24 protein-coding genes are annotated in these 25,327 nt (G+C 64.6%); 8 read left to right on the forward strand and 16 right to left on the reverse strand.

Annotation, left to right across the window (positions count from 1 at the left end; all coding sequences use genetic code 11):
* The first annotated feature begins 59 nt into the window (after positions 1–59).
* The gene (locus BJ6T_RS36070) at positions 60–425 is read left to right on the forward strand and encodes a VanZ family protein (protein ID WP_014497531.1); all 366 of its coding nucleotides are present in this window, start codon (positions 60–62) and stop codon (positions 423–425) included.
* Positions 426–447: 22 nt separating this feature from the next.
* Here BJ6T_RS36070 and BJ6T_RS47670 read toward each other — a convergent pair whose 3' ends face one another.
* From BJ6T_RS47670 to BJ6T_RS36130, 12 genes are all read right to left on the reverse strand, one after another.
* Positions 448–732 (reverse strand): hypothetical protein, encoded by a 285-nt coding sequence (locus BJ6T_RS47670; protein WP_014497532.1) that lies wholly within the window; start codon positions 730–732, stop codon positions 448–450.
* A gap of 124 nt (positions 733–856) precedes the next feature.
* Positions 857–1,303 carry a hypothetical protein gene (locus BJ6T_RS36080; protein ID WP_014497533.1) on the reverse strand — a complete coding sequence of 149 codons (447 nt, stop codon included), beginning with the start codon at positions 1,301–1,303 and terminating at the stop codon, positions 857–859.
* Positions 1,304–1,452: 149 nt separating this feature from the next.
* Positions 1,453–3,180, reverse strand: a complete 1,728-nt coding sequence (locus BJ6T_RS36085; RefSeq protein ID WP_014497534.1) for a hypothetical protein — start codon at positions 3,178–3,180, stop codon at positions 1,453–1,455.
* Between the two features lie 5 nt (positions 3,181–3,185).
* Positions 3,186–4,277: a protein-glutamate methylesterase/protein-glutamine glutaminase gene (locus tag BJ6T_RS36090; RefSeq protein WP_014497535.1), complete on the reverse strand. Its 1,092-nt coding sequence runs from the start codon at positions 4,275–4,277 to the stop codon at positions 3,186–3,188.
* A 16-nt stretch (positions 4,278–4,293) separates the two neighbouring features.
* Complete coding sequence (locus BJ6T_RS36095; RefSeq protein ID WP_014497536.1) at positions 4,294–5,148, reverse strand: CheR family methyltransferase; 855 nt, start codon at positions 5,146–5,148, stop codon at positions 4,294–4,296.
* 138 nt (positions 5,149–5,286) lie between these two features.
* Positions 5,287–7,089: a methyl-accepting chemotaxis protein gene (locus tag BJ6T_RS36100; protein WP_014497537.1), complete on the reverse strand. Its 1,803-nt coding sequence runs from the start codon at positions 7,087–7,089 to the stop codon at positions 5,287–5,289.
* Positions 7,090–7,149: 60 nt separating this feature from the next.
* A complete protein-coding gene (locus BJ6T_RS36105; RefSeq protein ID WP_014497538.1) occupies positions 7,150–7,626 on the reverse strand; it encodes a chemotaxis protein CheW in 477 nt (158 codons plus the stop codon).
* A gap of 36 nt (positions 7,627–7,662) precedes the next feature.
* Positions 7,663–9,360 carry a methyl-accepting chemotaxis protein gene (locus BJ6T_RS36110; protein WP_014497539.1) on the reverse strand — a complete coding sequence of 566 codons (1,698 nt, stop codon included), beginning with the start codon at positions 9,358–9,360 and terminating at the stop codon, positions 7,663–7,665.
* A 36-nt stretch (positions 9,361–9,396) separates the two neighbouring features.
* Positions 9,397–9,852: a chemotaxis protein CheW gene (locus BJ6T_RS36115; protein WP_014497540.1), complete on the reverse strand. Its 456-nt coding sequence runs from the start codon at positions 9,850–9,852 to the stop codon at positions 9,397–9,399.
* Complete coding sequence (locus BJ6T_RS36120) at positions 9,852–11,939, reverse strand: chemotaxis protein CheA (protein WP_014497541.1); 2,088 nt, start codon at positions 11,937–11,939, stop codon at positions 9,852–9,854. The genes BJ6T_RS36115 and BJ6T_RS36120 overlap by 1 nt, the downstream gene beginning before the upstream one ends.
* Entirely contained in the window at positions 11,936–12,301 is a 366-nt protein-coding gene (locus BJ6T_RS36125) for a response regulator (RefSeq protein WP_008142319.1), read from the reverse strand. Before BJ6T_RS36125 ends, BJ6T_RS36120 begins: the two co-directional genes overlap by 4 nt.
* A complete protein-coding gene (locus BJ6T_RS36130) occupies positions 12,301–12,624 on the reverse strand; it encodes an STAS domain-containing protein (protein WP_014497542.1) in 324 nt (107 codons plus the stop codon). The genes BJ6T_RS36125 and BJ6T_RS36130 overlap by 1 nt, the downstream gene beginning before the upstream one ends.
* 286 nt (positions 12,625–12,910) lie before the next feature.
* On the opposite strand from BJ6T_RS36130, the gene BJ6T_RS36135 reads away from it, so the two are divergent.
* From BJ6T_RS36135 to BJ6T_RS36145, 3 genes are all read left to right on the forward strand, one after another.
* The gene (locus BJ6T_RS36135) at positions 12,911–14,050 is read left to right on the forward strand and encodes a response regulator (RefSeq protein WP_014497543.1); all 1,140 of its coding nucleotides are present in this window, start codon (positions 12,911–12,913) and stop codon (positions 14,048–14,050) included.
* A 185-nt stretch (positions 14,051–14,235) separates the two neighbouring features.
* The gene (locus BJ6T_RS36140) at positions 14,236–14,907 is read left to right on the forward strand and encodes a hypothetical protein (protein ID WP_014497544.1); all 672 of its coding nucleotides are present in this window, start codon (positions 14,236–14,238) and stop codon (positions 14,905–14,907) included.
* 18 nt (positions 14,908–14,925) lie between these two features.
* Positions 14,926–17,076, forward strand: a complete 2,151-nt coding sequence (locus BJ6T_RS36145; RefSeq protein ID WP_014497545.1) for an adenylate/guanylate cyclase domain-containing protein — start codon at positions 14,926–14,928, stop codon at positions 17,074–17,076.
* A gap of 26 nt (positions 17,077–17,102) precedes the next feature.
* On the opposite strand, the gene BJ6T_RS36150 is transcribed toward BJ6T_RS36145, so the two are convergent.
* Both BJ6T_RS36150 and pobA read right to left on the reverse strand, forming a co-directional pair.
* Positions 17,103–18,167 carry an SDR family oxidoreductase gene (locus BJ6T_RS36150; RefSeq protein ID WP_014497546.1) on the reverse strand — a complete coding sequence of 355 codons (1,065 nt, stop codon included), beginning with the start codon at positions 18,165–18,167 and terminating at the stop codon, positions 17,103–17,105.
* Positions 18,168–18,339: 172 nt separating this feature from the next.
* Positions 18,340–19,512, reverse strand: a complete 1,173-nt coding sequence (pobA, locus tag BJ6T_RS36155; RefSeq protein ID WP_014497547.1) for a 4-hydroxybenzoate 3-monooxygenase — start codon at positions 19,510–19,512, stop codon at positions 18,340–18,342.
* A gap of 51 nt (positions 19,513–19,563) precedes the next feature.
* Here pobA and BJ6T_RS36160 point away from each other — a divergent pair, with 51 nt between their 5' ends.
* On the forward strand, positions 19,564–20,469 hold the full coding sequence (locus BJ6T_RS36160; protein ID WP_014497548.1) for a helix-turn-helix domain-containing protein: 906 nt from the start codon (positions 19,564–19,566) through the stop codon (positions 20,467–20,469).
* 387 nt (positions 20,470–20,856) lie between these two features.
* Complete coding sequence (locus tag BJ6T_RS36165) at positions 20,857–21,471, forward strand: LabA-like NYN domain-containing protein (protein WP_014497549.1); 615 nt, start codon at positions 20,857–20,859, stop codon at positions 21,469–21,471.
* A 24-nt stretch (positions 21,472–21,495) separates the two neighbouring features.
* Here BJ6T_RS36165 and pcaG read toward each other — a convergent pair whose 3' ends face one another.
* Both pcaG and pcaH read right to left on the reverse strand, forming a co-directional pair.
* Positions 21,496–22,122, reverse strand: a complete 627-nt coding sequence (pcaG, locus tag BJ6T_RS36170) for a protocatechuate 3,4-dioxygenase subunit alpha (protein ID WP_014497550.1) — start codon at positions 22,120–22,122, stop codon at positions 21,496–21,498.
* Between the two features lie 4 nt (positions 22,123–22,126).
* The gene (gene pcaH, locus BJ6T_RS36175; RefSeq protein WP_014497551.1) at positions 22,127–22,909 is read right to left on the reverse strand and encodes a protocatechuate 3,4-dioxygenase subunit beta; all 783 of its coding nucleotides are present in this window, start codon (positions 22,907–22,909) and stop codon (positions 22,127–22,129) included.
* A 95-nt stretch (positions 22,910–23,004) separates the two neighbouring features.
* Here pcaH and BJ6T_RS36180 point away from each other — a divergent pair, with 95 nt between their 5' ends.
* On the forward strand, positions 23,005–23,934 hold the full coding sequence (locus BJ6T_RS36180) for a LysR family transcriptional regulator (RefSeq protein WP_014497552.1): 930 nt from the start codon (positions 23,005–23,007) through the stop codon (positions 23,932–23,934).
* 80 nt (positions 23,935–24,014) lie between these two features.
* Complete coding sequence (pncB, locus tag BJ6T_RS36185; protein ID WP_014497553.1) at positions 24,015–25,319, forward strand: nicotinate phosphoribosyltransferase; 1,305 nt, start codon at positions 24,015–24,017, stop codon at positions 25,317–25,319.
* Positions 25,320–25,327: the final 8 nt, after the last annotated feature.

Consider the following 25,327-nt stretch of genomic DNA (forward strand, 5'->3'; position numbering starts at 1 on the left):
CTTAACGATGTTCTTGGCTTTCGAAAGCGGCCAGCCGGTCGACCGGCTATGTTGGCGCAATGCGCCGCAATCATCTCATCGCAGCCGCGGTTATCTGTCTCGTGCTCATCGTCTATGCGACGCTGGCCAAGCTCGCGGGCCGGCCGGCACTCATGGGCCACGCGGAGGCCTACTGGGTCGTCGTGATTGAGCGCTTCAGCGCCTACGGTCTGTTGGGCTTCCTGCTGTCCTTCCTGCTACCGGGACGCGTCAAGCTGGCTTGCGCGTTCGTGATCGCCGTCGCAGTCGGGCTAGAGGTCTTGCAGGCGGTAACGCCGGATCGTGATCCACGATTCATCGATGTGCTGCAAAAGGCCGCCGGCGGCACCGTCGGCGTCCTTCTGGCCCAGACCATCCTGGCTTTCCTGCCGAGGCCGCCGTCCTGAGGCGGCCGCCGGCGCCGCGAACTTACGCCACTCCGCGCCGCAGGCTCGGCTGATTGGCCGAAAGAACCCCGGACATCTGGCGATGGGCATCGCGCAGCGCAGTGATCGCGTCATCGAGGTCGAATTCGGCTTCGCGAACGGTCTCGAAGAATCGGGCCATCAAGGCGAGGTTCAGCTTGACGCGGGTGTTCCCGTCGCGGCTCTTGCGGCGATCGAGCGACAGATGCATCGCCTGCATCCTGGCCTCGTCAGCGCTGCAGCCGTTGAGGGTCGCGAGTTCGTCATATGTCATCCAGATCTGAGGCATGTCCCTGTCCGCCTTTTGTTATGGGCCTCAACCTAGATTTTGCCTCTAAAACTAGTGTTGCCGCAGTCCGGTCGCGCCGTGTTTTCGCGACAACAGCGTCAATGCAAAGCTAAAACCCCGCGCCCTACGATACAGGCGCCTTGGGCGGCGTGAACGGATGACGCGGCCGGGAACGGTTGTCGAGGCCCTTGGGCAGCTTGTCGGCGTTGAGCTTCACGACCGCGCATTTGGCGTCGGCTGCCGGCGCATCTTCCTGGCTGTAGATCAGCGTCGCCTCGAACTTCACGTCGGGTGCCTCCTTGGCCGTTCCCGAACAGCTCGCCACCAGGCCGTTGCACACACCCGAGAGTTTGACCTCGACCTCGTCAGGCCCAAACACGCTCAGCGGACCGTCAGCATGCCGGTTCACGGTCAGGACGGCCGAGAAGTGCTGCTCATCGACCCGGTACGAGCCACCATAAGTAAAGAAGCTGTCGCGGCCCGAGATCCGGCCCTCGGCCAGATCCACGATGCCGGTGCCCTGACCTCGTGAGGTCCTGAACCAGGCAGCGTATTTACCGTCTCTCAGCATGGCGAATTTTCCGAGGTGAAGATCGCCCTGTATTTGCGACCAACTCTGGGGCGCGACAATGACCTAACGGCCGGCCCTTCGGGCAAGGTTAACGCTCCGAAAACCCAATCCGTCGAATTGCCGCCGACGCGCGACGCCGGCGGCGAACATCAGAACAACTCTATGCCGTCGTCCGCGGTCTCGACCGCTTCGACGCGGCGCGTGGCGGCGATCGACGCAAGGCCAAGCGTTTGCAGGAATTCCCGGTGAACGTCCCGCTCGCACTCCATCGTGTAGCGCGCGAAGAGATCGTCGAGCATCGCCTGATCCTGCGCCTCCGGCCGCGGCCGCTGCGCGCCCGCGCTCGCGGTCTCGAGGCGCGCGGCAACCGCAGGCAAGGCCGCGGAGCTCTCGCCTAGCGAGCTCATCAGACCTTGCGCCGAATTCATCAGGCCCTCGAATTCCGCGCCTTCATCGACGAGCCGGCTCATCAGCTTGCCGAGCCGTTCGTTGCCGACCTCGACCTCGCGCAGCGCCTGGAGGATCTGCGGCTCGAACTTGGCGAGCTGCGCGGGATCGCCCCGCACACGGAGCTCCTTCAGCTCGTTCGCAGAGCGCTCGATACCGTCGAGCACGGGCCGCAAGCGCCCCGCGCCCGCCGAAACCTGGTCGGCGGTCGCCTTGAGCTCGTTGGCGATCACGACGAAAGCGCTGCCGCGGCTGCCCAGATGGCTTGCCTTCAGGCCGGCATTCATTCCGATCAGGGTGATGTCGACGGTCGCCTCGGCGAGCCCGGCGATGGCCTGGCGAAACTTTGCCAGCGTGTCCTCGACGATGGCGAGCGCCTCGTCGACCGAGCGGCCGGCGCTCTCGCAGGTGGCGATCAGGGTCGAGGCATGTGCCAGTGCCTGCTTGATGCGGGCGAGGAACGATGACGGGCCGCCATCCTCGCCGCCGAACAGCGTGCGGCCATGGCCGACGACACTGCCAGCATCGTGCAGGATAGCGCTGAGCGCGCGAACGATCTGGCCGATGTCGCCGCCGAATTCGCGCTGGGCGTCCCTGAGCAAGGCCGCCTGCAACTGGCAGATCGTGCGCGCGCCGTCCTCGCTCGCGCCCCGTTCGGGAACGAGGCCCAGCGCAGCTTCCGACGCCTGGCCGAGGCCATGACAGACATGTTCGAGGCGCTGGCGCGTGCTGTCGCCGGCCTGCAAGGAAATGATCGCGCCGCCGACCGCCTCGGCGATCTTCCCAGTGCTGGTGCTCGCGAGGTCGGCGAGCTGGCTGCTGTCGCGGCGCTGGCCGCGCAATCCGGAATAGGCTGCGCCGAGCTCGGCGCTCTCCGACACCAATTGATTCCGGTAACGGCTCTCGAATTCCCTCTGCCGGCCGGACGCGGTCGCAACGGCTTCCGACAGGCGCTGCTGGTCCCGCGCGCAGCCCTCGATCGAACCTTGTACCGCCTTGCCGAGATCGTAGGCTTCCTGCGTGAAGGCGAGAAAGCCCTCGCGGTCGCCATCGAGCGAAGCCGCCTCGATCCGCGCGCTGCGCGCGATGATGGTGATCATCTGGATGTGCTTGAACAGCGGCTTGAGCAGCGCGGACGCCTCCGCCGTGCTCGTGCCTATGGTTGCAAGCAGCGCGCTCTCGGCCGGCAGCGCCTCTGCCAGCTCGCTGAGCCGCGCGGCGATCTCCTGTAGCGCGGTGGCGGCGCCCTCGATCTCGGCGCCGGAGAGTTCCTCCGAGAGCGTCGCGAGGCCCTGGTTCAGCTCCTTGAAGATGAGGTGACCGCGACCGAGCTCGTGACCGACGCGTGCGAAGACGTCCTCGATCCGCGACGAGACATCCTCGATCGCAGCTTTCGCCTCGGTGAGCGTGTTGGCCGGAATGGCGGACATCGCAATCAACCTGCCACCGCAACGTGTCCGGCCTGATACCAGAGCATGATCTCGCGCGGGATATGATGCAGCGAGACGACCTTCTCGACACCGCCATGCGCGATCGCTTCCTTGGGCATGCCGAACACCACGCAGCTCTCCTCGTTCTGCGCGCGTGTCGAGGCGCCGAGCTTGCGCATCTCCAGCATGCCGCGCGCGCCGTCGTCGCCCATGCCCGTCATGATCACGCCGAGCGCGTTGGCGCCGGCATGCTGGGCCGCGGAGCGAAACAGCACGTCGACCGAGGGGCGATGCCGCGACACCGGCGGGCCGTCCTTGATCGCGATCTGGTAGCGCAGGCCGATGCGCTGGAGCAGCATGTGGCGGGCGCCCGGCGCGATATAGGCGCAGCCCGGCAGCACCGGCTCGCCGTCCTCGGCTTCCTTGACGCGGACCTGGCAGACGCTGTCGAGACGCCTGGCGAAGGCCGCGGTGAACCCTGCCGGCATGTGCTGGACGATGACAATGGGAGGACAGTGCGGCGGCAGCATCTCGAGGACGTCGTTGAGCGCTTCGGTGCCGCCGGTCGATGCGCCGATGCACACGATGCGCTCAGTGGTCGGCCGGACCTTGCCCTGCACCGGCGGCGGGATGATGGCGTCGGCGGTCAGCTTCCTCTCGATCGTACGGCGCTCCGCCCGCGGGCGCACCCGCGCGCGCGCTGCCGATTTCACGGCCTCGCGCAGCCGCGTCGAGCATTCGAGCAGCGCCTGCCGGGTGTCGATCTTCGGCTTCGGCACGATGTCGACCGCGCCCGCCTCGAACGCCTCGAACATCACGTTGGAACCTTCCTCGGTGAGCGAGGAGCAGATGATCACCGGGATCGGGCGCTGCGCCATGATCTTGCGCAGGAAGGTCATGCCGTCCATGCGCGGCATTTCCAGGTCGAGGATCATGACATCGGGGATTTCGTTCTGCAGCCGGCGCGCCGCCGCGAACGGATCGGAGGCAGCCCCCATCACCTCGATGTCAGGATCGTCGTTGAGGATCGTTTGCAGGATTTGGCGCACCGACGCCGAATCGTCCACGATCAGTACGCGAACTTTCTCCCTCGGCATCCTGGTTGCGCTCCGGCTAGACCTTGAAAATGGTTGGCTGAACTTGCTTCAGACCCGGCACTGCACTGTGAATCATCGATTCCGAATGACCGACCAGGAGATAGCCGCCGGGCCGCAAATGACTGCACAATTGCTCGATCACCTTGCGCTGGGTCTCACGCTCGAAATAGATCAGGACGTTGCGGCAGAAGATGATGTCGACGTCCCGGTCGACGGGATAGGACTTATCCATGAGGTTCATCCTCATGAAATGCGTCATGCGCCGCAATTCCGGCACCACCCGCACCTCGCCGCGCGACTTGTCTCGCGACGACAGGAAATAACGCTTCACGAAGGGCTCCGGCACCGGGGCGAGCACGTCGCGGGTGTAGATCGCAGCCTTCGCAAGGCGCAGCACCGCGGTCGAGATGTCGGTCCCGAGGATGCGGTACTGAAACCGCGATCCGTTCCGCGTCATGTCGTCCAGCACCATGGCGGTGGTGTAGGCTTCCATGCCGGTAGAGCTCGCCGAGCTCCAGATCTTCAGGTTCGCGTTTTTCCGACCGTGCGACTTAAGCAGGGCCGGGATCGCGACGTCCCTCATGAAGGTGAAGTGCTGGGGCTCCCGAAAGAAGTCGGTCTTGTTGGTCGTCACCACATCGATGAGATGGGTCAGCTCGGTGTCGAAATGATCCGCCTCGAACAGGTTGTCGACATACTCGTTGAGGTCTGAGAAGTTCAGCGCGCGCACACGCTTGTGCAGCCGTCCCTCAAGCATCAGCCGCTTGCCCTGCGGCAGCTTGATGCCGACCTGGCCCTCGATCAGTTCGGCGATGGTCCGGAAGTGGCGGTCGGACAGATGGACGACCGTATCCTGCACGGCAGGCATCATGGCTGAATGCCCCGATCCGCGATGGCCGCCTGCATTGAATGTCGGGCCGAACGGGCCATCTTGAATCCCACGCCTTTACACGATCACTGACGGCGGATCGGCCCACCGGCGAAGGATGGGCCGACCTCTTGACGGCTCTCAGCGCTGGAAATCGGCGTCCCGATCGTCCTCGCCGTCGTTCATGTCGAAGGCGAAGCCGCCGCCACCGGCCGCCTTCACCGCGCGCGCCGGCCTCGCCTGCGGCTTCTTGGCCGGACGCTCGACGGCCGCCATTGTCGCCGCCTTGGCGCGGAGCTGGGTAACCGCGCGGTCGATCGGCGCGGCGGCCTGGCTGCGTCCCTGCTCGATGCGGAAATAGGCGATCGTCGACTGAAGCTGCTCGGCCTGCGAGGCGAGCTCCTCCGAGGTCGAGGAGACCTGTTCGGAAGCGCTGGCGTTCTGCTGACCGACCTTGTCGAGCTGCTGGATCGCCTGGTTGATCTGGGCCGAGCCGACGTCCTGCTCGCGGCAGGCGGCGGTGATTTCCTCGACGAGCTCCGCCGTCCTCTTGATGTCGGGGACGAGCTTCGAAAGCATATTGCCGGCCTCCTGTGCAACCTTGACGGTTTCAGTCGACAGCGTGCCGATCTCGGCCGCGGCCGCCTGGCTGCGTTCAGCAAGCTTGCGTACTTCGGAGGCGACCACCGCAAAGCCCTTGCCGTGCTCGCCGGCGCGCGCGGCCTCGACCGCGGCGTTGAGCGCGAGCAGGTCGGTCTGGCGCGCGATCTCCTGCACGATCGTGATCTTCTCGGCGATGGTCTGCATCGCGTTGACGGCGCGGCCGACCGCGGCACCGCTGGCCTCGGCGTCCTTGGCCGACTGCGCCGCGATCTTCTCGGTCTGGTTGGCGTTGTCGGCGTTCTGCTTCACATTCGAGGCCATCTCCTCCATCGAGGACGAGGCTTCCTCGGCCGACGAGGCCTGCTCGGTCGCGCCCTGCGAGAGCTGCTCGGCGCTGGCGGACAGTTCCTGGCTGCCGGCGGAGACGTTCTGCGCCGCGGTCAGGGCTTCCGACACGATCTGGCGGAGTTTCTCCACCATGCGCTCGAGCGCGAGGCCGAGCGTATCCTTGTCCGACAGCGGCTTGGCCTCGACCATGAGATCGCCCTGCGCGATCTGGTTGGCGAGCGCCGCCGTCGCGTTGAGGTTGACCGTCATCGCGTTCAGCGACTTGATGAGATCTCCGATCTCGTCATCGCTGGAGGACTCGATCTTGTGGCTGAGATCGCCGATGGCCACCGCATCCGCGAGGCCCACCGCCTGCGCCAGCGCACGGCTGATGTTCAGCGCAATCCAGGTCGCCGCGACCGCGGCGATCAGCAGCGAGGCAATGACCAGGCTCATCAGCAGCATCTCGGCGCGCGCACCGTCCTGCTTGGACTGCTCGGCCTGCTCAGCCATGTTCTTCTTGACGTTCTTGATGTAACCGTCGGCCGCTTCGATCGCGTCCGCGACGACCTTGCGGCCGTCATGCATGGAGCGGTCCAGCGCCTTCGGCTTGTCGGTCTTCGCAAGCCGGACCGTCTCGTCCTGATAGGCGTTGAGCCTGGCGAAGGCGACGTTGAAATTCTCCATCAGCTTCTTGCCGCTTTCGCTGGCGGCCGCGTAGATCTCGTCCTTCGACTTGGTGATCGCATCGCGGTTCTTGATGAGGTCGGCCTGGAACTGCTCGTGCTCCGCATCGGACGCTGCGAGAATCGAGTTCTTCTCCGCGCGCACGAGGAACAGGACGCCTTCCTTCAGCTCCGCGGCCTTTTCCATCCGGCCCGCACGGCTGACGAGAAGCTCGGTGGTGCCGACCATGTCCGCCAGCTTCATGTAGCCGACCGCGCCGGCGATCATGGACAGCAGGATGACGATGCCGAAGGCGCTGGCAAGCTTGGCTTTGACGGTGAATCTCATGTCAGTCTCGTTGGTTCGAATTGGGGTGCTTACGCTTGACCACGCTTCACGCTTGCAAATTCAGGCGGCGCGAGAGGTATCGCGCCCTTCCGGGATCTCGTCGTTCGCCATCAGCTTGGCGAGATCGAAGATGACGACGAATTTCTCGCCCTTGCGGCCGATGCCGGCGGCATAGTCGGACTGCCATTTGCCGCCGACCTCGGGGATCGGCTCGATCGCCTCCTCGTCGATATCGGTGACCTCGAACACGCAATCGGCAACGAAGCCGACGCCGACCAGGCGATCCTTCATCGGCACGTCGAGGATGATGATGCGGGTCGCTTCAGTCGCTTCCACGGCCGGCAGGCCGAGCTTGGTGCGGAGATCGACGATGGGATAGCCGCTGCCGCGCACGTCGATCATGCCGAGCAGGAAATTCGGCGCATGCGGCAGCCGTGAGATCGGCCGCATGTCGAGAATTTCCCGCACATTGCGGATCGAGATGCCGAACGTCTCGCCGGCGAGCCCGAGCGTCAGATATTGCGAGGTTGCGGCCATGGTGCGGTCCAGAGTCAGATTGTTTTCAAGTTGCGGTCAGCGCTGAAACTCGGCGTCGCGGTCGTCTTCGCCGTCATGCATGTCGAAGGCGAAGCCGCCGCCGTTGGCGACCTTCAGCGCGCGCGCCGGCTTGCGGGCGGGCGCGGGCTTCTTGACGCCGCGGTCGGCTGCCGCCATGTGCGCGGCCTTGGCGCGGAGCTGGGTGACCGCACGGTCGATCGGCGCCGGCGCGGCAGCCTCGCCGCGGCCGGCATGCTCGATGCGGAAGAACGAGATCGTCGACTGAAGCTGCTCGGCCTGCGAGGCGAGCTCCTCGGAGGTCGAGGACACCTGTTCGGAGGCGCTGGCGTTCTGCTGGCCGACCTTGTCGAGCTGCTGGATCGCCTGGTTGATCTGGGCCGAGCCGACGTCCTGCTCGCGGCAGGCCGCCGTGATCTCCTGGACCAGCTCGGCGGTCTTCTTGATGTCGGGCACGAGCTTGGACAGCATGTCGCCGGCTTCCCGCGCGACCTTCACGGTTTCCGTCGACAGCGTGCCGATGTCGGCCGCCGCCGCCTGGCTGCGTTCGGCGAGCTTGCGGACTTCGGATGCGACCACCGCAAAGCCCTTGCCGTGCTCACCGGCGCGAGCGGCCTCGACCGCCGCGTTGAGGGCAAGCAGGTCCGTCTGGCGCGCGATCTCCTGAACGATCGTGATCTTCTCGGCGATGGTCTGCATCGCGTTGACGGCGCGTCCCACGGCAACGCCGCTGGCTTCCGCGTCCTTGGCCGACTGCGCGGCGATCTTCTCGGTCTGGTTGGCGTTGTCGGCATTCTGCTTCACGTTCGAGGCCATCTCTTCCATCGAGGACGAGGCTTCCTCGGCCGACGAGGCCTGCTCGGTCGCGCCCTGCGAGAGCTGCTCGGCGCTGGCGGAGAGCTCCTGGCTGCCGGCGGAGACGTTGTTTGCAGCGGTGAGAGCCTCCTCGACGACCTGCCGAAGCTTCTCGACCATCATGTTGAGCGATTTGACGAGATCGCCGATCTCGTCGTTGCTGGAGACGTTGATCGTCTGGCTGAGGTCGCCGCTCGCCACCGCGCCGGCAAGGCCGACGGCGCGGCTGAGGCCACGCGCAATGCTGAGGGAAATCCAGATCGCGGCGGTCAGGCCGATCGCGAGCGAAGCCAACACGGCCGAGATCAGCAGGAACTGAGCGCGGTTGCCGTCCTCGTGAGCCTGAGCCGCCTGAGCGGCCATGTTCTTCTTGACGTTGGTTACGTAGACGCTGGCGGCTTCCATCGCCTCGCCGACCGCCTTGCGAGCCTCAATCGACGAGAGCTCGACGGCCTTCGTCCTGTCGGTCCTGGCGGTCTTGAGAACGTCGTCCTGAATGGCATTCATCCGGACGTAGGCGGCGCCGAAATTCTCGATCAGCTTCTTGCCCTCGACAGAAGCCTGCCCATGGATCTCTTCTTTCAGCTTCAGCAGCGTCTCACGTTGCTTGGCGATCTCGGCGATGAAGCGGTCGGCCTCGCTATCCGGCGCGAGAAGCACGTTCTTTTCGGCCCGAACCTGGGACAGAATTCCCTTTTCGATTTCCGCGGCACGGTCCATGCGGCCGGCGCGCGATACCAGGCTGTCGGCGGTGTCGATCATCTCGGTCAGCTTCACATAAGCGAGGCCGCCCGCAGCCACCGACAGCAACAGGACCACACCGAATGCAATGGCAAGCTTTGCCTTGACGGTAAATCTCATTTCCAGCCCCTACCCCAGTCTCGCCCGAGACCCATTTCAATTCAGGATGCGTTCCATGTTGGGAACGATGACAAACTCTTCTCGCCACTTGGCGATGAAACGGATGAATTCCGGCTTCCAATGCATGCCGACGCGCGGCGTCTGCTGCACGTCGGTCTGCGATATCTCGGTGACCTCATAGACCTTGTCGGCGGTGACGCCGACCAGAACCGGCTCGCCGTCCAGCTCGATCTCGATGACGACGATGCGGGTGTCAGCGGAGTCGTCGAGCTGCGGCATGCCGAAGCGGATGCGCAGGTCGGCGAGCGGAATGACGTTGCCGCGCACGTTGATGACGCTCGGAACGAAGGCCCGCGCGCCTGCCACCTTTGTCACCGGAACGGGATCGATGATCTCGCGCACGAGGCCGGCATCGAGCGCGAACTTCTCCTCGCCGAGGCCGATCATCACGACCTGCATCGCGTCGACCTGATGTTCGCCCGCCTCGTTCATCACGCCGCCTCGCCGATGTGCTGCTTCTCGACCTTCGACTGCGCCATCGCGACGAGCTGTGCGACATCGAGGATCAGCGCCGCCGTACCGTCGCCCAGAATGGTCGCGCCGGAGAAGATCGTGACGTCGGAGTGCAGTTTGGACAGCGACTTGATCACGGTCTGGTGGTTGCCGATAATCTGGTCGGCGACGAGGCCGACGCGGGTCTCGCCGGTCGAGATGATGATCGTCTTCTGGTGCCGGTCAGGCGCGCCCGACGCGGTCATGATCTCGCGCAAGCGCAGGAACGGCACGAGGTTGCCGCGCACGTTGAGGAAATTGCGGCCGCGGGAACGTTCGTCCTCGGCCGTCAGCTCGACGCACTCCTCCACCGCCGACAACGGAATGATGTAGCGGCCTTCGCCGACGCGGATCAAGAGACCCTCGATGATCGCAAGCGTCAGCGGCAGGCGCAGCGTCACCGTGGTGCCCTGGCCCGGCTTGGTCGACAAGTCGATCGTGCCGCGCATGTTCTCGATGGTGCGCTTGACCACGTCCATGCCGACGCCGCGGCCCGACAGCGCCGAGATGGTCTGCGCGGTCGAGAAGCCCGGGTGGAACAGGAACTGGTGGATCTCGTGATCGGTCAGCACGGTGCCGGAGGCGATCAGCCCCTGCTCTTCCGCTTTCGCGCGGATGCGCGCGGTGTTGAGGCCGCCGCCATTGTCCTTCACGGTGACGAGCACCTGCGCACCGGAATGAACGGCCGCGAGCTCGATCCGGCCCTGCTCCGTCTTGCCGTTGGCGGAGCGGGTCGCGGTGTCTTCGATGCCATGGTCGATGGCGTTGCGGATCAGGTGAACCAGCGGATCGGCAAGGCACTCGATCATGGTCTTGTCGAGCTCGGTATCCTCGCCCGTGGTGACGAATTCGACCGGCTTCGACAGGTCGCGCGACAAATCGTGCACCAGGCGGCGGAAGCGGCCGAACAGCGAGCCGATCGGTACCATGCGCGCGCCCATCGTGGTGTCGCGCAAGGAGGAGGCGAGGCGCTCGATTTCCTCGGCGATCATCTTGATCGAGAGATCCGAACCGGACGAGGCGAGCTGCGTCAGCCGCGCCTGGGCGATGACGAGCTCGCCGACCCGGTCCATCAGCTCGTCGAGACGCTCGGCCTGGACGCGGACGGTAGCGATGCCGCGATCGTCGCGCTTGGCCTCGGATTTCGGTTCAGACTTCGATTCAGGCTTGGCTTCCGGCTTCGGCTCTGCCTTGGCGGTGACCTGAGCGGCGACGGGCGCGGCAGCGACCTCGACCGCCGGCGCGGCCATCTCGGCCACGGGAGCCGGCTCCTCGTCGAGCAGCTGGAACAGCGGCAGCGGCGCGGGCGCTTCGACCTGCTCAAGCGGCGAGAGCGTCAGCTTCATCTCGTCCTGGACGAACATGAAGACGTCGTCGATCGCGTCCTTGTCGCAGGCGGCGTGCAGCTTGACGTCCCACTTCAGATAGCAGTCTTCCGGCTCCATCTCGTCGAGGAACGGGATGCCGTCGGTCACGGGCACGACGAAGCAGGGGCCGAGCTTGCAAAGATCTTCCAGCAGATCGAGCGGGTTCGAGCCGTTGCGCAGGATGTGGGATTCAAATTCCAGATACAGATGCCAGCCGCACTGCTTGCTCTCGCCGGGGGCGAGCGGCGGCGCTTCGGCGATTTCGGCGACGGAAGCGGCTGGCTGGTCGGAAAACACGAAGCGCTTGAGGTCGTCGAGGATGGCCTCGCCGATGATGTCGTCGGTCGACTGCGGATCCTCGATCAGCACGCGGATATAGTCCTTGGCTGCAAGCGCGACCGAGATCAGCTCCTGCGTCGGCTTGATCTCGCCCTTGCGGACGCGGTCGAACGCGGTCTCGAATTCGTGGGTGAAGGAGGCGACCTTGTCGAAGCCGAACATGGCACCCGAGCCCTTGATCGTATGCAGGGCGCGGAAGGCGGAATCGACCAGCTCGCGGTCGTCGGGACGCTGGCCGAGATCGAGCAGGGCCCCTTCCAGGACCTCGAACAGCTCGCTGGCTTCCTGGCGAAAGACCTCGGTCGGGTCCATCGCACTCATGCACGCACCAGCTTGCCGACGACGGCGAGCAATTGCTCGGGCTTGAACGGCTTGGTGATCCAGCCGGTGGCGCCGGCGCTCTTGGCTTCCTGCTTCACCGTGTCGTTGGATTCGGTGGTCAGGAACACGATGGGCATGCCGACCGCGCTCGGCAGCTTGCGCAGCGCCCGGATCAGCTCCAGCCCGTTCATGACGGGCATGTTGAGGTCGGTGATGACGAGGTCGAGCTTGCCGGCCTGCGCCTTGGCGAGCCCTTGCGCGCCGTCGCCGGCCTCGATCACGTTGTGACCGGCCGGCTCAAGCACGACCTTGATCATCTGACGGATGCTGGGGGAATCGTCGACCGTGAGAATCGTGGCCATCAGGTGCCATCTTTCTTTTGCGGGAAGTGCTGATCGATCATCGCATCGCTGGCGAAGCCGGCGCGGCGAAGGGTGTTGCGCAGAGACTGGGAGAATGATGTGAGCACCACCGGGCGGCCCTGGGCCTCGCCCGTCCTGGCGGTCGACAGCAGAAGCTGGATCGAGGTTACGTCGGCCTTGTCGACGCTCGAACAATCGATCTCGAGCCGGTCCTGCCGGCCGAAAGCTTCGCGGATCAGGTCATAGACACTGCGGATCGCAGCGATGCTGCAATCTGCAGGCAGCCGTAGGGACCACTTCGGCTCAGTGACATCAGACGGCATTCGTCCCCCAGATTTCCTCGGGATTCGCTGCACGCATGACGCGAATCCCGCGCGACGACTATTCGCTTCGGAGAGTGTGCAAACCCCTAATGGGCATCACCGTACAACTACGGGTCACAAACCGAAGAACTTCGCGCATGCATGCAGACGTGCATGGTTCGCTCAATTCTCATGCGTTGTGCGCAGTCTTGAGTCAGTTCGCCACGGCCCGGGCGTTTGCTCCGCGTTAAATCGCAAAGGCTATTCGTGGAGGTCACGCCTCGCATCCGAACGAGACCGGCCGCCGATGCTGACCCAAGCGCTTCTCGTTGATGACAGCCGCTCTGTCCTCAATTTCCTGAAACGTCATATCGAAGCCGAAGGCCTGGTCGAGGCCACGACGTTCCTCGATCCCGTCGAGGCGCTGGCTTGCGCACGCGAGCGCGTCTTCGACCTCGTGCTGGTCGACTACGAGATGCCGCATATGGACGGCATCAGCTTCATCCGCGCCTTCCGCGCCCTGCCCGGCTGCGCCGACATCCCGATTGCGATGATCACGTCGCGACAGACCGATGACGTCAAGATGGAAGCGCTGCAGGTTGGTGCAACCGATTTCTTACCGAAACAGCCACAGAGCGTCGAGATGACGGTGCGGCTGCGCAATTTGGTGCGCCTTGGTGCAGCCGTGCGCAAGCAAAACGACCGTGCCGCCGATCTGGCGAGCGCGGTCGCGGCCGCGACCCAGAAACTCGGCGAGCGCGAGGAGGAGATCATCCTGCGGCTCGCGCTCGCGGTCGAATACCGCGACAACGACACCGGCGAGCACACGTTGCGGGTCGCCCGCTACAGCCGCATCATCGCCGAGCAGCTCGGCCTGCCGCCCCGGCTCTGCCGCGACATCTATCTGGCCGCGCCCCTGCACGACGTCGGCAAGGTCGCCATCCCCGACCATATCCTCCTCAAGCCCGGTAGGCTCACCGACGATGAGATGGCGTTGATCCGCACCCATGCCACGATCGGCGAAAAGATCCTGGCGGACTCCAGCTGCGAGCTGATCCAGCTCGGTGCGCAAATTGCCGCAGGCCATCACGAACGCTGGGACGGCGCGGGCTATCCGAACGGCCTTCAGGCAGACGAGATCCCGGTCGCCGCGCGCGTCGTCGCGGTCGCCGACGTCTTCGATGCCCTGACGACGCGTCGGCCATATAAAGAGCCGATGCCGCTCGACGTGGCGCGCAACTATCTGGTCGAGAACCAGGGCCGGCAGTTCGACCCGGCCTGCGTCGAGGCCTTCCTGTCGCGCTGGGACGAGGTCGTGGAGATCGCAGCCGGACAACGGGCGACGCCATATCAGAAGACCGAAGCTACGCTCGTTCCCAATATAGAGGCTGCCGTGGAGAACCGCCCGGCCGGGGACCGTTTGCCCGAGGCCGTTCCGGCCGGCTGACATTAGCTATCCGGCCAACAGCCTGCCGCGGCTCCGTTTTCTCCGGTCGCCGGGTTGAACCTGATCCTGCTAGAGTGTCACCAATAATAAAGAGTGATTCTGATCACACTTACCTGGGCGCTCCGCTGCTAAGCATCGAACACCAGGACGGGGCAATATATCGGTCGAACTGGATGAGAACTCCCATGAAAAGCCTGATCGGCGCCGCTGTCGGCGCGTTCTGCGTTGCGGCCCCCGCTTTGGCGGAGACCCCGGCCGCGATCGTCGAGGATGTGCAGGGCAAGGTCGACGGCATCGCGTTCATGGACTATGTGGCGCCCGGCAAGATCATCAAGCTCGGGCCCAAGGCCAGCGTCACGCTCAGCTACCTCAAATCCTGCCAGCGCGAGACCATCAGCGAAGGCGTCGTCCTGGTCGGCGCCGAGCAGAGCACCGTGCAGCTCGGCGAGGTCAAGCGCGAGAAGGTGCCCTGCGACACCAATGCGGCAAAACTGTCCGAGCGCGAGGCGAACCAGAGCGCCGCGACGACCTTCCGCACCATGCGATCGGACGCGAAGGGAGCGCCGCCGGCCAAGCTGCCGACGCTCTATGGCGTCGCTCCGCTGGTACAGGCCAAGAGCGGCAGCACGCTGGTGATCGAACGCACCGACGGCAAGGAGCCCACGATCACGGTGCCGCTGAAGAACGAGGTCATGATTAGCGGCAAGTTCTATGATTTCGCCAAGGCCGGGAAGTCGCTGACCCCAGGCGGCAGCTATCTCGCCATCCTCGGCGCCAAGCGCTACGCCTTCCAGGTCGATGCCACCGCCACGTCATCGCCGACGCCGATCGTCGGCCGCCTGCTGCGGCTCGAATAGGCAGCTAGCGACGGGGCGATGCGGCGGATCGGTGGGCGGGACATCGTTGCGGCGATCCTGATTGCGCTCCTTGTGGGCGCAATCTTCACGTCGCCCCCGCTCCAGACTCTGCAAGGCCTGTCGCTCGACATCCTCACGGCACTGCGCGGCAGGATCGCGCCCGACCGCCGCGATCCCGCGACATCGCCGGTCGTCGTCGTCGCGATCGACGGGGAGACGTACGAGACCCCGCCCTTTAGGGGATCGCCGACGCAGACATGGACACGCGAGCTCGGCCGGGTGCTCGGCAGCATCACCGAGGGCGGCGCCAAGGTGATCGGCTATGACGTCATCTTCAAGAACTCGATCGAACAGTCGGAAATCCCGTTCGGCGATGCACCGATCGGCGCACGCATGAGAGGATTCGACCGGGACTATCTGATCGCCTTGCGACAGATCTCCGACAACGACAAGCTGGTGCTCGGCGAGATTCTGAGCAACGACCATCCAGAACCGCCCTACCGCGCGCAGCAACTGGCCGTGCGGAACAACGTCCGCGCGCTCAACGTCCACACCGATGCGGACGATGTCATCCGGCGAATGCCGCTCACCTTCTCCATCGACGGCAAGCCGGTGCCCGCCATGGCCGTCGAACTCGCCGCGCGTGCGCTCGGCGCGAAGCTCGAGATTGCGCCGTCAGGTGCGGCCGAACTGTCCGGCTATGCCATCCCGAGCGCGGTGCCGAATACATTGACGCTGAACTTTCGCGGGATGGGTCGCGACGTTCCGACCTATTCGTTCGCCGATCTGCGCGCCTGCGTCGAAAAAGGCGACCGTGATTTCTTCCGCCGCGCCTTCGACGGCAAGGTCGTCTTGCTCGGTACCATCCTCAATTTCGAGGACCGCAAGCTCACCTCGATGCGGCTTGCGGGCGGATATGACGGAGCGCAGGCCGCGCGGTGCGCCCTGCCCGCGCCCGCAAGCGCTGCAGCGACGGCCCGCAGCGACGTCGCGGGTGTCTTCGTGCACGCCGCCGTGGTCCGTAACCTGATCGAGCGCGACGCCGTCACCGAGCTCGGCTTTCCCTTGCGGACCATTCTCACCATCCTGTTCGCGGCGATCATCGCCTGCGCGGCCTGCATGCTCGCCCCCGGTCGCGCGCTGATCGCCTGGCTCGGCCTCACCGCTGTTTACACCGTCGTGGCCGTAGGCGCGTTTGGCCATGCCGTGGCGCTGCCGCTGACCGAGCCTGCGCTCGCGAGCCTTGCCGCTCTGGCGATGATGATCGGCTATCGCTTCGTGCTCGCCGATCGCGATGAGCGTTTCCTGCGCAAGAGCTTTGCCTTCTATCTCGCACCCGAAGTGATCAACAGCATGGTCGCCTCGGGCAAGATGCCCGCGCTCGGCGGCGAGATGCGCAACGTCACCATGTTCTTCTCCGACCTCAGCGGCTTCTCCTCGATCGCGGAGACGATGACGCCGGGCGAGCTGGTGACGCTGATGAACGAATATCTCTCGGCCATGACCGACATCATCGAAGGCCATGGCGGCTATGTCGACAAATATATCGGCGATTCCATCGTCGCGATGTTCGGCGCGCCGGCCGACGATCCCGCCCACGCGCGCAACGCGGTTCACGCCGCGCTGAAGTGCCACGAGAAGCTCGCGGAATTGAACGCCAGCAATCCCGCCTTCGCAGGCCACGGCCTGTCGCACCGCATCGGGCTCAACAGCGGCGAAGCCGTGGTCGGCAATATCGGCTCGCGCCGCCGCTTCAACTACACCGTGATGAGCGACACCGTGAACGTCGCCTCGCGCCTCGAGGGCGCCAACAAATATTACGGCACCGCCATCATGGCCTCGGAAACGACGATGGCGCAGACCGGCGACACTTTCACCTGGCGTGAGCTCGATGCGATCAGGGTGCTCGGCCGCGGCGAGGCAATCAAGGTGTTCGAGCCGCTGGCGGACAAGGGCGCGGAGAGCGCCGAGCAAACGAAGGTGGCCACAGCGTATGCAGAGGGGCTCGCGTGCTGGCGGGCAAGCGAGTTTGCCAAGGCGGCCGAGGCGTTCGACGGCGTCGCGAACATCGACCCGGCGTCGGCGCTGTTCGCCAAGCGCGCGAAAGCCCTCGCCGCAAATCCACCATCGTCAGAGTGGACGCCGGTCAATACGCTGGAAGGAAAGTAGCGGTTGTTTACTCCTCGTCAGAAGGCTCAAGGAATGACGTTCGCGGCACGCAACCTGCTGAAGAGATCGAAAAAGCTGTCGTCCGTCGCCTGATATTCAAGGAAACCGAGCTTACGACTCTTGCTCATATCGGTGACGACTTCGATAGGTCGGCCCAAGTCGGCATCGGTGTGCCATGCCGACGAAAGGACGGAGAGGTCTCTTTCGGCGAGATCATACTTGAGCGCGATATCAGCCCATATACGACCTGAATCGGCAAGCTGACGCTCAAGCGGCGAAATTTCCTCTGGAAAAGGAGCAGGCTGCAACCCGAACCAGCCGGCCAGTCGCGCCCACATCCAGCTCCATCGGAAGACATCGCCATTTACGACGTTGAATGCCTGGTTTCGCGCGGCCGTCGTCGTCGCGGCCCATTCCAGGTGCCGCGCCAGCAATCTGGCGTCCGTCATATCCGTCAAGCCGGTCCATTGCGTCGCCGAGCCCGGAAAGAGAAATGGCCGCCCCGTTTCTCGACAGATCGTCGCGTAGACGGCAAGCGTCGTTCCCATGTTCATGGCGTTGCCTATTGCGTAACCGATGATCGTGTGCGGGCGGTGAATGCTCCAGCTGAAACCACCGCGCCTGGCCGCATCGAATAGTTCGTCCTCCTGAGCGTAGTAGAAGTTCTCGACATCGAGCCGCGGTTGCTCCTCGCGGAATGGCGTCGCGGGCAGCCTGCCTTTACCGTAGGACTCGAACGGTCCCAGGTAATGCTTTAGCCCGGTGACCAGCGCGACATGAGAAAGCGTATCTGCGCCGGAAAGTGCCCCCAAAACGTTGCGCACCATCGCAGCGTTAACGCGGATATTTTCCGCCTCGGTCGGCTGACGCAGCCATGTGGCGAGAAACACGTGAGTGGGGCGAAGGCCCGCCAGGATGTCGCGAAGCGAGGCCGGATCCTGCAGATCGGCCGCGATGGGACGAACTCCATCGAGGCCGCTTGGTGGGCGCCTTGCAAGCCCAAGCACCTGCCAGCCGCGATCGCTGAGATGGCGGGCGAGATTGCTGCCGACAATTCCGCTAGCGCCGACCACAAGCGCTGTGTTCGTCATCGTCGCGCCCTCCTGTTGAGTTGAGGAGGTAGGAACTATCGCACAAGGCAACAGAGCATTTCGGCGTCAGTCACCACTTATTGAAAGGGAACCGGCCTGAAAACTCGCCTCGTGCCGCGAGGAGAGCTCCCCTTTGGAGCGCCAACGTCAGTTGAGCGGCCACAAACCGTCGCTAAAACGGCAGTCCCACGTAATTCTCGGCGAGCAGCCGCTGCGCCGTCTCGGACGAGAGCAGGTACTCGAGCTCGGTCTGCTGAAGCCGCTCCTCGTATTCGGAACGGTCGGGAAAACGATGCAGCAGCATCGTCATCCACCACGAAAAACGCTGCGCTTTCCATATCCGCGCAAGCGCCTTGGCGGAATAGCCCGCAAGGCCGGAATCGTCGCCGTGCTGATAATGCGCAAGCATGGCATGGTAGAGATAATAGATGTCGGACGCCGCGCTGTTGAGCCCGCGCGCGCCGGTCGGCGGCACGATATGGGCGGCATCGCCGGCGAGAAACAGGCGGCCGTAGCTCATCGGCTCGGCGACGAAGCTGCGCAAGGGCGCGATGCTCTTCTCGATCGAGGGCCCGGTGATCAGGCGGCCGGCGACCTCGTCCGGTAGGCGACGCTTCAGCTCCGTCCAGAACGCATCGTCGCTCCAGTCCTCCACCTTGTCGGTCAACGGCACCTGGACGTAGTAGCGGCTCAGCACCTGTGAGCGTAGCGAGCAGAGCGCAAAGCCGCGTTCATGCTTCACATAAATCAGCTCGGGCGACACCGGTTTCGTGCGCGACAACACGCCGAGCCAGCCGAACGGATAGACCTTCTCGTATTCGCGCAGCACATCCTTCGGGATGGACCTGCGGCTGACGCCGTGAAAGCCGTCGGCGCCAACGACGTAATCGCAATCGATGCGGACGATCTCGTCGTTCGATCGATAGGTCACGTAGGGCCGGTCCGACGTCAGATCGTGCGGCGTCACGTCCTCGGCGTTGTGCACGACCTTGCCGCCGAGGCGATCGCGCGCCTCGTAGAGGTCGCGCGTCAGTTCGGTCTGGCCATAGACCAGTACCGAATTGCCGCCGGAATGCTTGTGCAGGTCGATATGGGAGAGCACGCCGTCATGCGCGATCTCGAAACCGTTGTGGATCTCGCCCTCGCGGTCCATCCGCTCGCCGCACTGCGCCTCGCGCATCAATCTGGCGAAGCCGTGCTCGAGCACGCCGGCACGGATGCGGGCGAGCACGTGATCGCGGCTGTATTTCTCCAGCACGACCGTATCGATGCCCTTCAGGTGCAGAAGCTGGGACAACAGCAGCCCGGACGGCCCACCGCCGATGATGCAAACCTGAACTTTCATTTTTACGTCCTCCCGTCGCTGCGTTTTTTGCAGATGCGGTGCCGCAAACCGATGGAGGGTTTCGTCTTTGTCTTGTACTATTCGAACATGAGAACCGCAGCCTCAGCCCCGGCAATCCGGGTCTACAACCTCTTCGGCGAGTCCGGCGATCTGCCCGACGTCGTGCATTGCGAGACGATCGCGTCGCGCTCGGTGCTGCACGACTGGACGCTGGCCGTGCACCGCCATGCCCGGCTGCACCAGGTCCTGCTGATCGAGCGCGGCGGCGGCGAGGCGACGCTCGACGGACGCGTGGTGCCGCTCCGGCCGATGCAGGTCGTCAATGTGCCGGTCGGCCATGTCCACGGCTTCCGCTTCGAGCCCGATACCCAGGGCTGGGTGCTGACCATCGCTGCGGAAATTCTGGACGAGGCACTGCTTGCCTCGGAAGGACTGCGCGGCGCCCTGTCGCGATCGGCCGTGGTGCGCGGCACGCCGCAGATCCGCACCACCATGAAGCAGATCTTCGCCGAGCACGCCGCGCGCGATTTCGGCCGCGCGCACGTGCTGCGTGCACTGTCGGCGGCCATGATCGGGCTGGTGGCCCGCGCGCTCACCAGCGAGAGCGGCGGCAACGGTACGGCGGAAAGCGGGCTGTTCCGCCGCTTCGAGGCGCTGCTGGAACAGCATCATCTGGAACGCTGGAGCGTTGCGGACTATGCTGGCGCGCTGTCGATCACGCCGACCCATCTCAACCGGCTGACGCGGGCGGCGACCGGCGACACCGCCTCGCACCTGATCCTCAACCGGCTGATCCGCGAGGCGCGTCGCAACCTCGTCTACACCAATTTGCCGGTCTCGACGATCGCCTATGCGCTCGGCTTCGAGGATCCCGCCTATTTCAGCCGCGTCTATGCCGCAGCCACGGGCCTGTCGCCGCGCGCCTTTCGCGCCCGGCTCCATGGCGGCGAGGCTTGAGGCCATCCCACGTCGAAGAACCGGTCCCCGGGCGCGCACAACAATCGAGACATCGACGTGCTGCGCGCATTTGCGGCCGGCCGTATCCGTGATCGCGCCGGGCTGTCGAGATCCGAACCGGCGCGCCACTTACCTTCGTATAGAGTATCCAACCCTTTGGATACGCGCCGTTTACCTCCGTACAATTGAGCGTGGCCTGCGCACGCCTTAACGTGAGTGCATTCGGGATCCTGGCGCTGATAGCAGCAACCTCCCTTAACTGGCGCGGGACGGCCCCCCCTCCGGCCGTCTGCGCCGCCTTTTTCCGCGGGCCATCGGCGACTTCGACGTTTTCCGGCCGGCATACAGCTCTGCCGGCTGTCATGCGGAACTGGGGATTAGTGCAGAATGTCTTCGCTTGAGAAGATTGCGGTCTTCATCGATGGCCCCAATCTCTATGCCAGCACCAAGGCGCTCGGTTTCGATATCGACTACAGGCGCCTGCTCGGCGAATTTCACGGCCGAGGTACGCTGCTGCGAGCCTTCTACTACACGACCGTGAGCGAGGATCAGGAATACTCGTCAATCCGCCCATTGATCGATTGGCTCGACTATAACGGGTACACCGTCGTCACCAAGCTCGCCAAGGAGTTCGTTGACGCCACGACCGGCCGCCGCAAGATGAGGGGCAGCATGGATGTGGAACTCGCCGTGAATGCCATGGAACTCGCCGATCACGTCAATCAGATCGTGCTGTTCTCGGGCGATGGGGATTTTCGTTCACTGGTGGAGGCCCTGCAACGCCGCGGCGTCCGCGTCACGGTCGTCTCCACGCTTGCGAGCCAGCCTCCCATGGTGGCCGACGAACTGCGCCGGCAGGCCGACGTCTTCATCGATTTGACGGAGCTGAAGACAAGAGTGGGGCGCGCCCCGGCCGAGCGGCCGGGATCGCGCGAGATGCGCCAGCAGCCACCGCAAGCCACCACGCGCGGATCGATCAATCGAGGCGACCAGGTGGAATGATCCTGCGGGACGACCGCCGGATCGTCAGACGTCGAAGAACACCGTCTCCTCCGCCCCCTGCAGATTGATCGTGAAGGAGTACACGACCTTGCCGGTACGCTCACCGCGCGTGGCGATCAGCGTCGCGCGCCGCACCGGCGGCTCGACCAGGTTAAGCACGGGGTCGGCGGCATTCGCGGCTTCTTCGTCGGAGAAATAGAGTCGCGTATTGAGGCCGATGTTGATGCCGCGCGCGACGATCCAGATATTGACGTGCGGCGCGCATTTGCGGCCTGCCTTGTCCGTGATCGCGCCCGGCTTGATGGTCTCGAAAGTGACGAGGCCGCTGTCGAAATCCGAGCCGGCGCGGCCCCAGCCGCGAAACTCATCGTCCGGCCGGCCGGCGGAACGATCGGCCGGATGGTTGTAGCGGCCGGACGCATTGGCCTGCCAGATCTCCAGGAGCACATCGCGCAGCGGCGTGCCGCTGCCGTCGAGCACCTTGCCCTCCAGCGTGATGCGCTCGCCTGGCGTGTTCGGCGTCACCAGCACGTTGGAAAAGTTCTTCTCAAAAATGTCGAAGCCGGCCATGGCCGGGATCAGGCCGATATGGACGTAGGGCCCGGCGGTCTGAGAGGCGGTTTCCTTGAGATAGTCGAGCGGCTGCGGCATTGGCTCAGTTCCCCGCGGTGCGATTTTCGAAATAGGTGGAACGCTGGCCGCGCAGCACGATGTCGAAGCGGTAGGCCAGCGAGTCGAACGGCGTCGAGGCGTTGAGGTCGAGCGGCGCAACGAGGCGGTCGAGCGCGTCCTTGTCCGGGATCGTCGTCAGGATCGGGCAGACCGGGATCAGGGGATCGCCCTCGAAATACATCTGGGTGATCAGCCGCTGCGCAAAGCCCGAGCCGAACACCGAGAAGTGGATGTGGGCGGGACGCCAGCTGTTGACGAAGTTGCGCCAGGGATAGGGGCCCGGCTTCACGGTGCGGAAATAGTAGTAGCCGGTGTCGTCGCTCAGCGCGCGGCCGCAGCCGCCGAAATTCGGATCGATCGGGGCGAGATAGGTGTCCTTCTTGTGCCGGTAGCGGCCGCCGGCATTGGCCTGCCAGAACTCGACCAGCGTGTTCGGCACGCCGCGGCCGGTCTCGTCCAGCACGCGGCCATGGACGATGATGCGCTCGCCGACGGGATCGCCATCCTTGGCGTAGTTGCGGATCAAATCATTGTCGAGCGGGCCGAGATCGTTGTGGCCGAACACCGGACCCGTGATCTCCGAGACCGAGTTCTCGATCGACAGCAGCGGCTGGCGCGGCGAGCGCAGCACCGAGGATTTGTAGCCGGGCGCATGCGCCGGCGGATGGATCGAGCGGTCGCGCTGGAAGAAGCCGCCGTCGCGCGGCGTGAACGGCTCGGGTCGGTTGAGGCGGGGATCCTGCAAGGCTGGCGCCTGGACGTTCATCGGCGTTGTCTCTCCGTGTGGCGCCCGGGTCCGGGGGCGCGGCTTATCGGGAGATCATGGGACGATCTATTCTCAAGATAAATAGATCGATTATAATGAATTACATGAAGGAAATCGATCATTTGGCGCTCGACGGCCACGCCCTCGAACTGTTCCTTGCCGTGCTGGAGGAAGGCTCGGTCACGGCAGCAGCGACCCGGCTTGGTCTGACGCAATCGGCGGTCAGTCACGGGCTGAACAAGCTGCGGCGGATCTCGGGCGATCCGCTGTTTGCCAAATCCGGCCGCGGCATCGTCGCCACCGCCCATGCCCAGGCCTTGGCTGCGAAAGCGCGGGCGTTGATCGACGAGATGCGCAGCTTTGCCGGCGGCGTCACCTTCGAGCCGGCGCGCGCGCAGCTTTCGCTGACGATCGCCGCCAACGACTTCCAGCGAGATCTGCTGTTGCCGCGGTTTTTCGATCATGTCGCGGGACAGGTCAGGAGCCTGAACCTGCGCGTGATCCCCTCGCAGTCACCGTCGCCCGCGATGCTGCGCGAAAACCGCTGCGATCTCATGGTCACGCCGTTGCCGCCATCCGGCGTCGACATCGTGCAGAAGCGGCTGCTCAGCGACCATTACATCTGCTACTTCGATCCCAAGGCGCGCACCGCGCCGGCCGGCCGCAGCGCCTATCTCGCGGCACGCCACATCACGGTGGTCTATACCGACAACGAGCGGCTCGACTTCGACCGCCGGCTGGCAGCGAACGGCTTTCTTCGTGACATCGCCATCTCCGTGCCGAGCTTTTCCGGCGTGCCGCCCTTCCTGCACGGCTCGCAGATGCTCGCGAGCATGCCGAGCCTGCTCGCCTCCGGTGTGATGCGCGGTTTCGCGCAAGCGCGGATTCCATTGGCGTCGCGCACGCGCACGCTGGCTGAGCTGCCGATGTTCATGGTCTGGCATCAGCGCTATCAGAAAGACCCGGCTCATCGCTGGATCCGCGGCCAGCTCGAAACCGTGGCGGCAACGGCGGCCGGAGACTGAGCCTCGGTCACGGCTTCAGGGAAGTCTGCCCTTCGCCAAACCCACTGGTTGCGCGAGGGCCGCCACGCTAGAATTCGGCCATGACAGTGACCGATATTGCGAGCCGGACCTACAATCATAGCTGGCGGCTGGACCCCATCATCCGCAGCCTGCTGGATACCGACTTCTACAAGTTATTGATGTTACAGATGATTCGGGAAGACTATCCGGATCAGCAGGTGACCTTCTCGGTCATCAATCGCTCGCGCCATGTGCGGCTGGCCGAGATCATCGACGAGGGCGAGCTGCGCGCCCAGCTCGACCACGCCCGCACCATCCGCTTCGCCAAGAAAGAGCTGATCTGGCTTGCCGGTAACACCTTCTACGGCAAGACCCACATGTTCTCGGCAGACTTCATCCGCTGGCTGGCCGAATTCCGACTGCCTGAATACGAGCTGCGCAAGGTCGAGGGCCAGTACGAGCTGCATTTCCACGGGCCCTGGACCCACACCACGATGTGGGAAATTCCGGCGCTCGCCATCCTCAACGAGTTGCGGTCGCGCGCCGCAATGAAGGGCCGCGGCCGCTTCGAGCTCGACGTGCTCTATGCCCGCGCCAAGGCCAAGCTGTGGACCAAGGTCGAGCGGCTGCGCCAGCTCGAGAATTTGCGACTCTCCGACTTCGGCACCCGCCGTCGCCACGGCTTCCTCTGGCAGCGCTGGTGCGTCGAGGCGGTGAAGGAAGGCCTGGGCCCCTCCTTCATCGGCACCTCCAACGTGCTGCTGGCGATGGACAATGATCTCGAAGCCATCGGCACCAATGCGCATGAGCTGCCGATGGTCGCGGCTGCGCTTGCCAAGGACGACGAGGAGTTGCGCTGGGCGCCCTATCGCATTCTCGACCAATGGCGCCAGACCTATGGCGGCAATCTCCTGATCGCGCTGCCCGACGCCTTCGGCACCAAATCCTTCCTGCGCGATGCGCCGGAATGGGTCGCCGACTGGACCGGCTTCCGCCCCGACAGCGCGCCACCGATCCAGGCCGGCGAGGAGATCATCGCCTGGTGGGAAAAGAAGGGCCGCAACCCCAAGGACAAGCTGCTCGTCTTCTCCGATGCAATGGATGTCGGTTCGATCGAGGAGACCTATCACCACTTCTCCGGTCGCTCGCGGCTCTCTTTCGGCTGGGGCACCAACCTCACCAATGATTTCGTCGGCTGCCCGCCGGACGGCTCGTTCAATCTCGATCCCATCTCGCTGGTCTGCAAGGTGTCGTCGGTTGACGGCCGCCCGGCCGTCAAGCTCTCGGACAATCCGGAGAAGGCGACCGGCATGCCCTCCGAGATCGAACGCTATTTGCGCGTGTTCGGCGACGCCGGCCGGGTGCGCAAGCCGGTGCTGGTCTAACGCCGGGC

Source organism: Bradyrhizobium japonicum USDA 6 (assembly GCF_000284375.1).
Taxonomy (GTDB): Bacteria; Pseudomonadota; Alphaproteobacteria; order Rhizobiales; family Xanthobacteraceae; genus Bradyrhizobium; species Bradyrhizobium japonicum.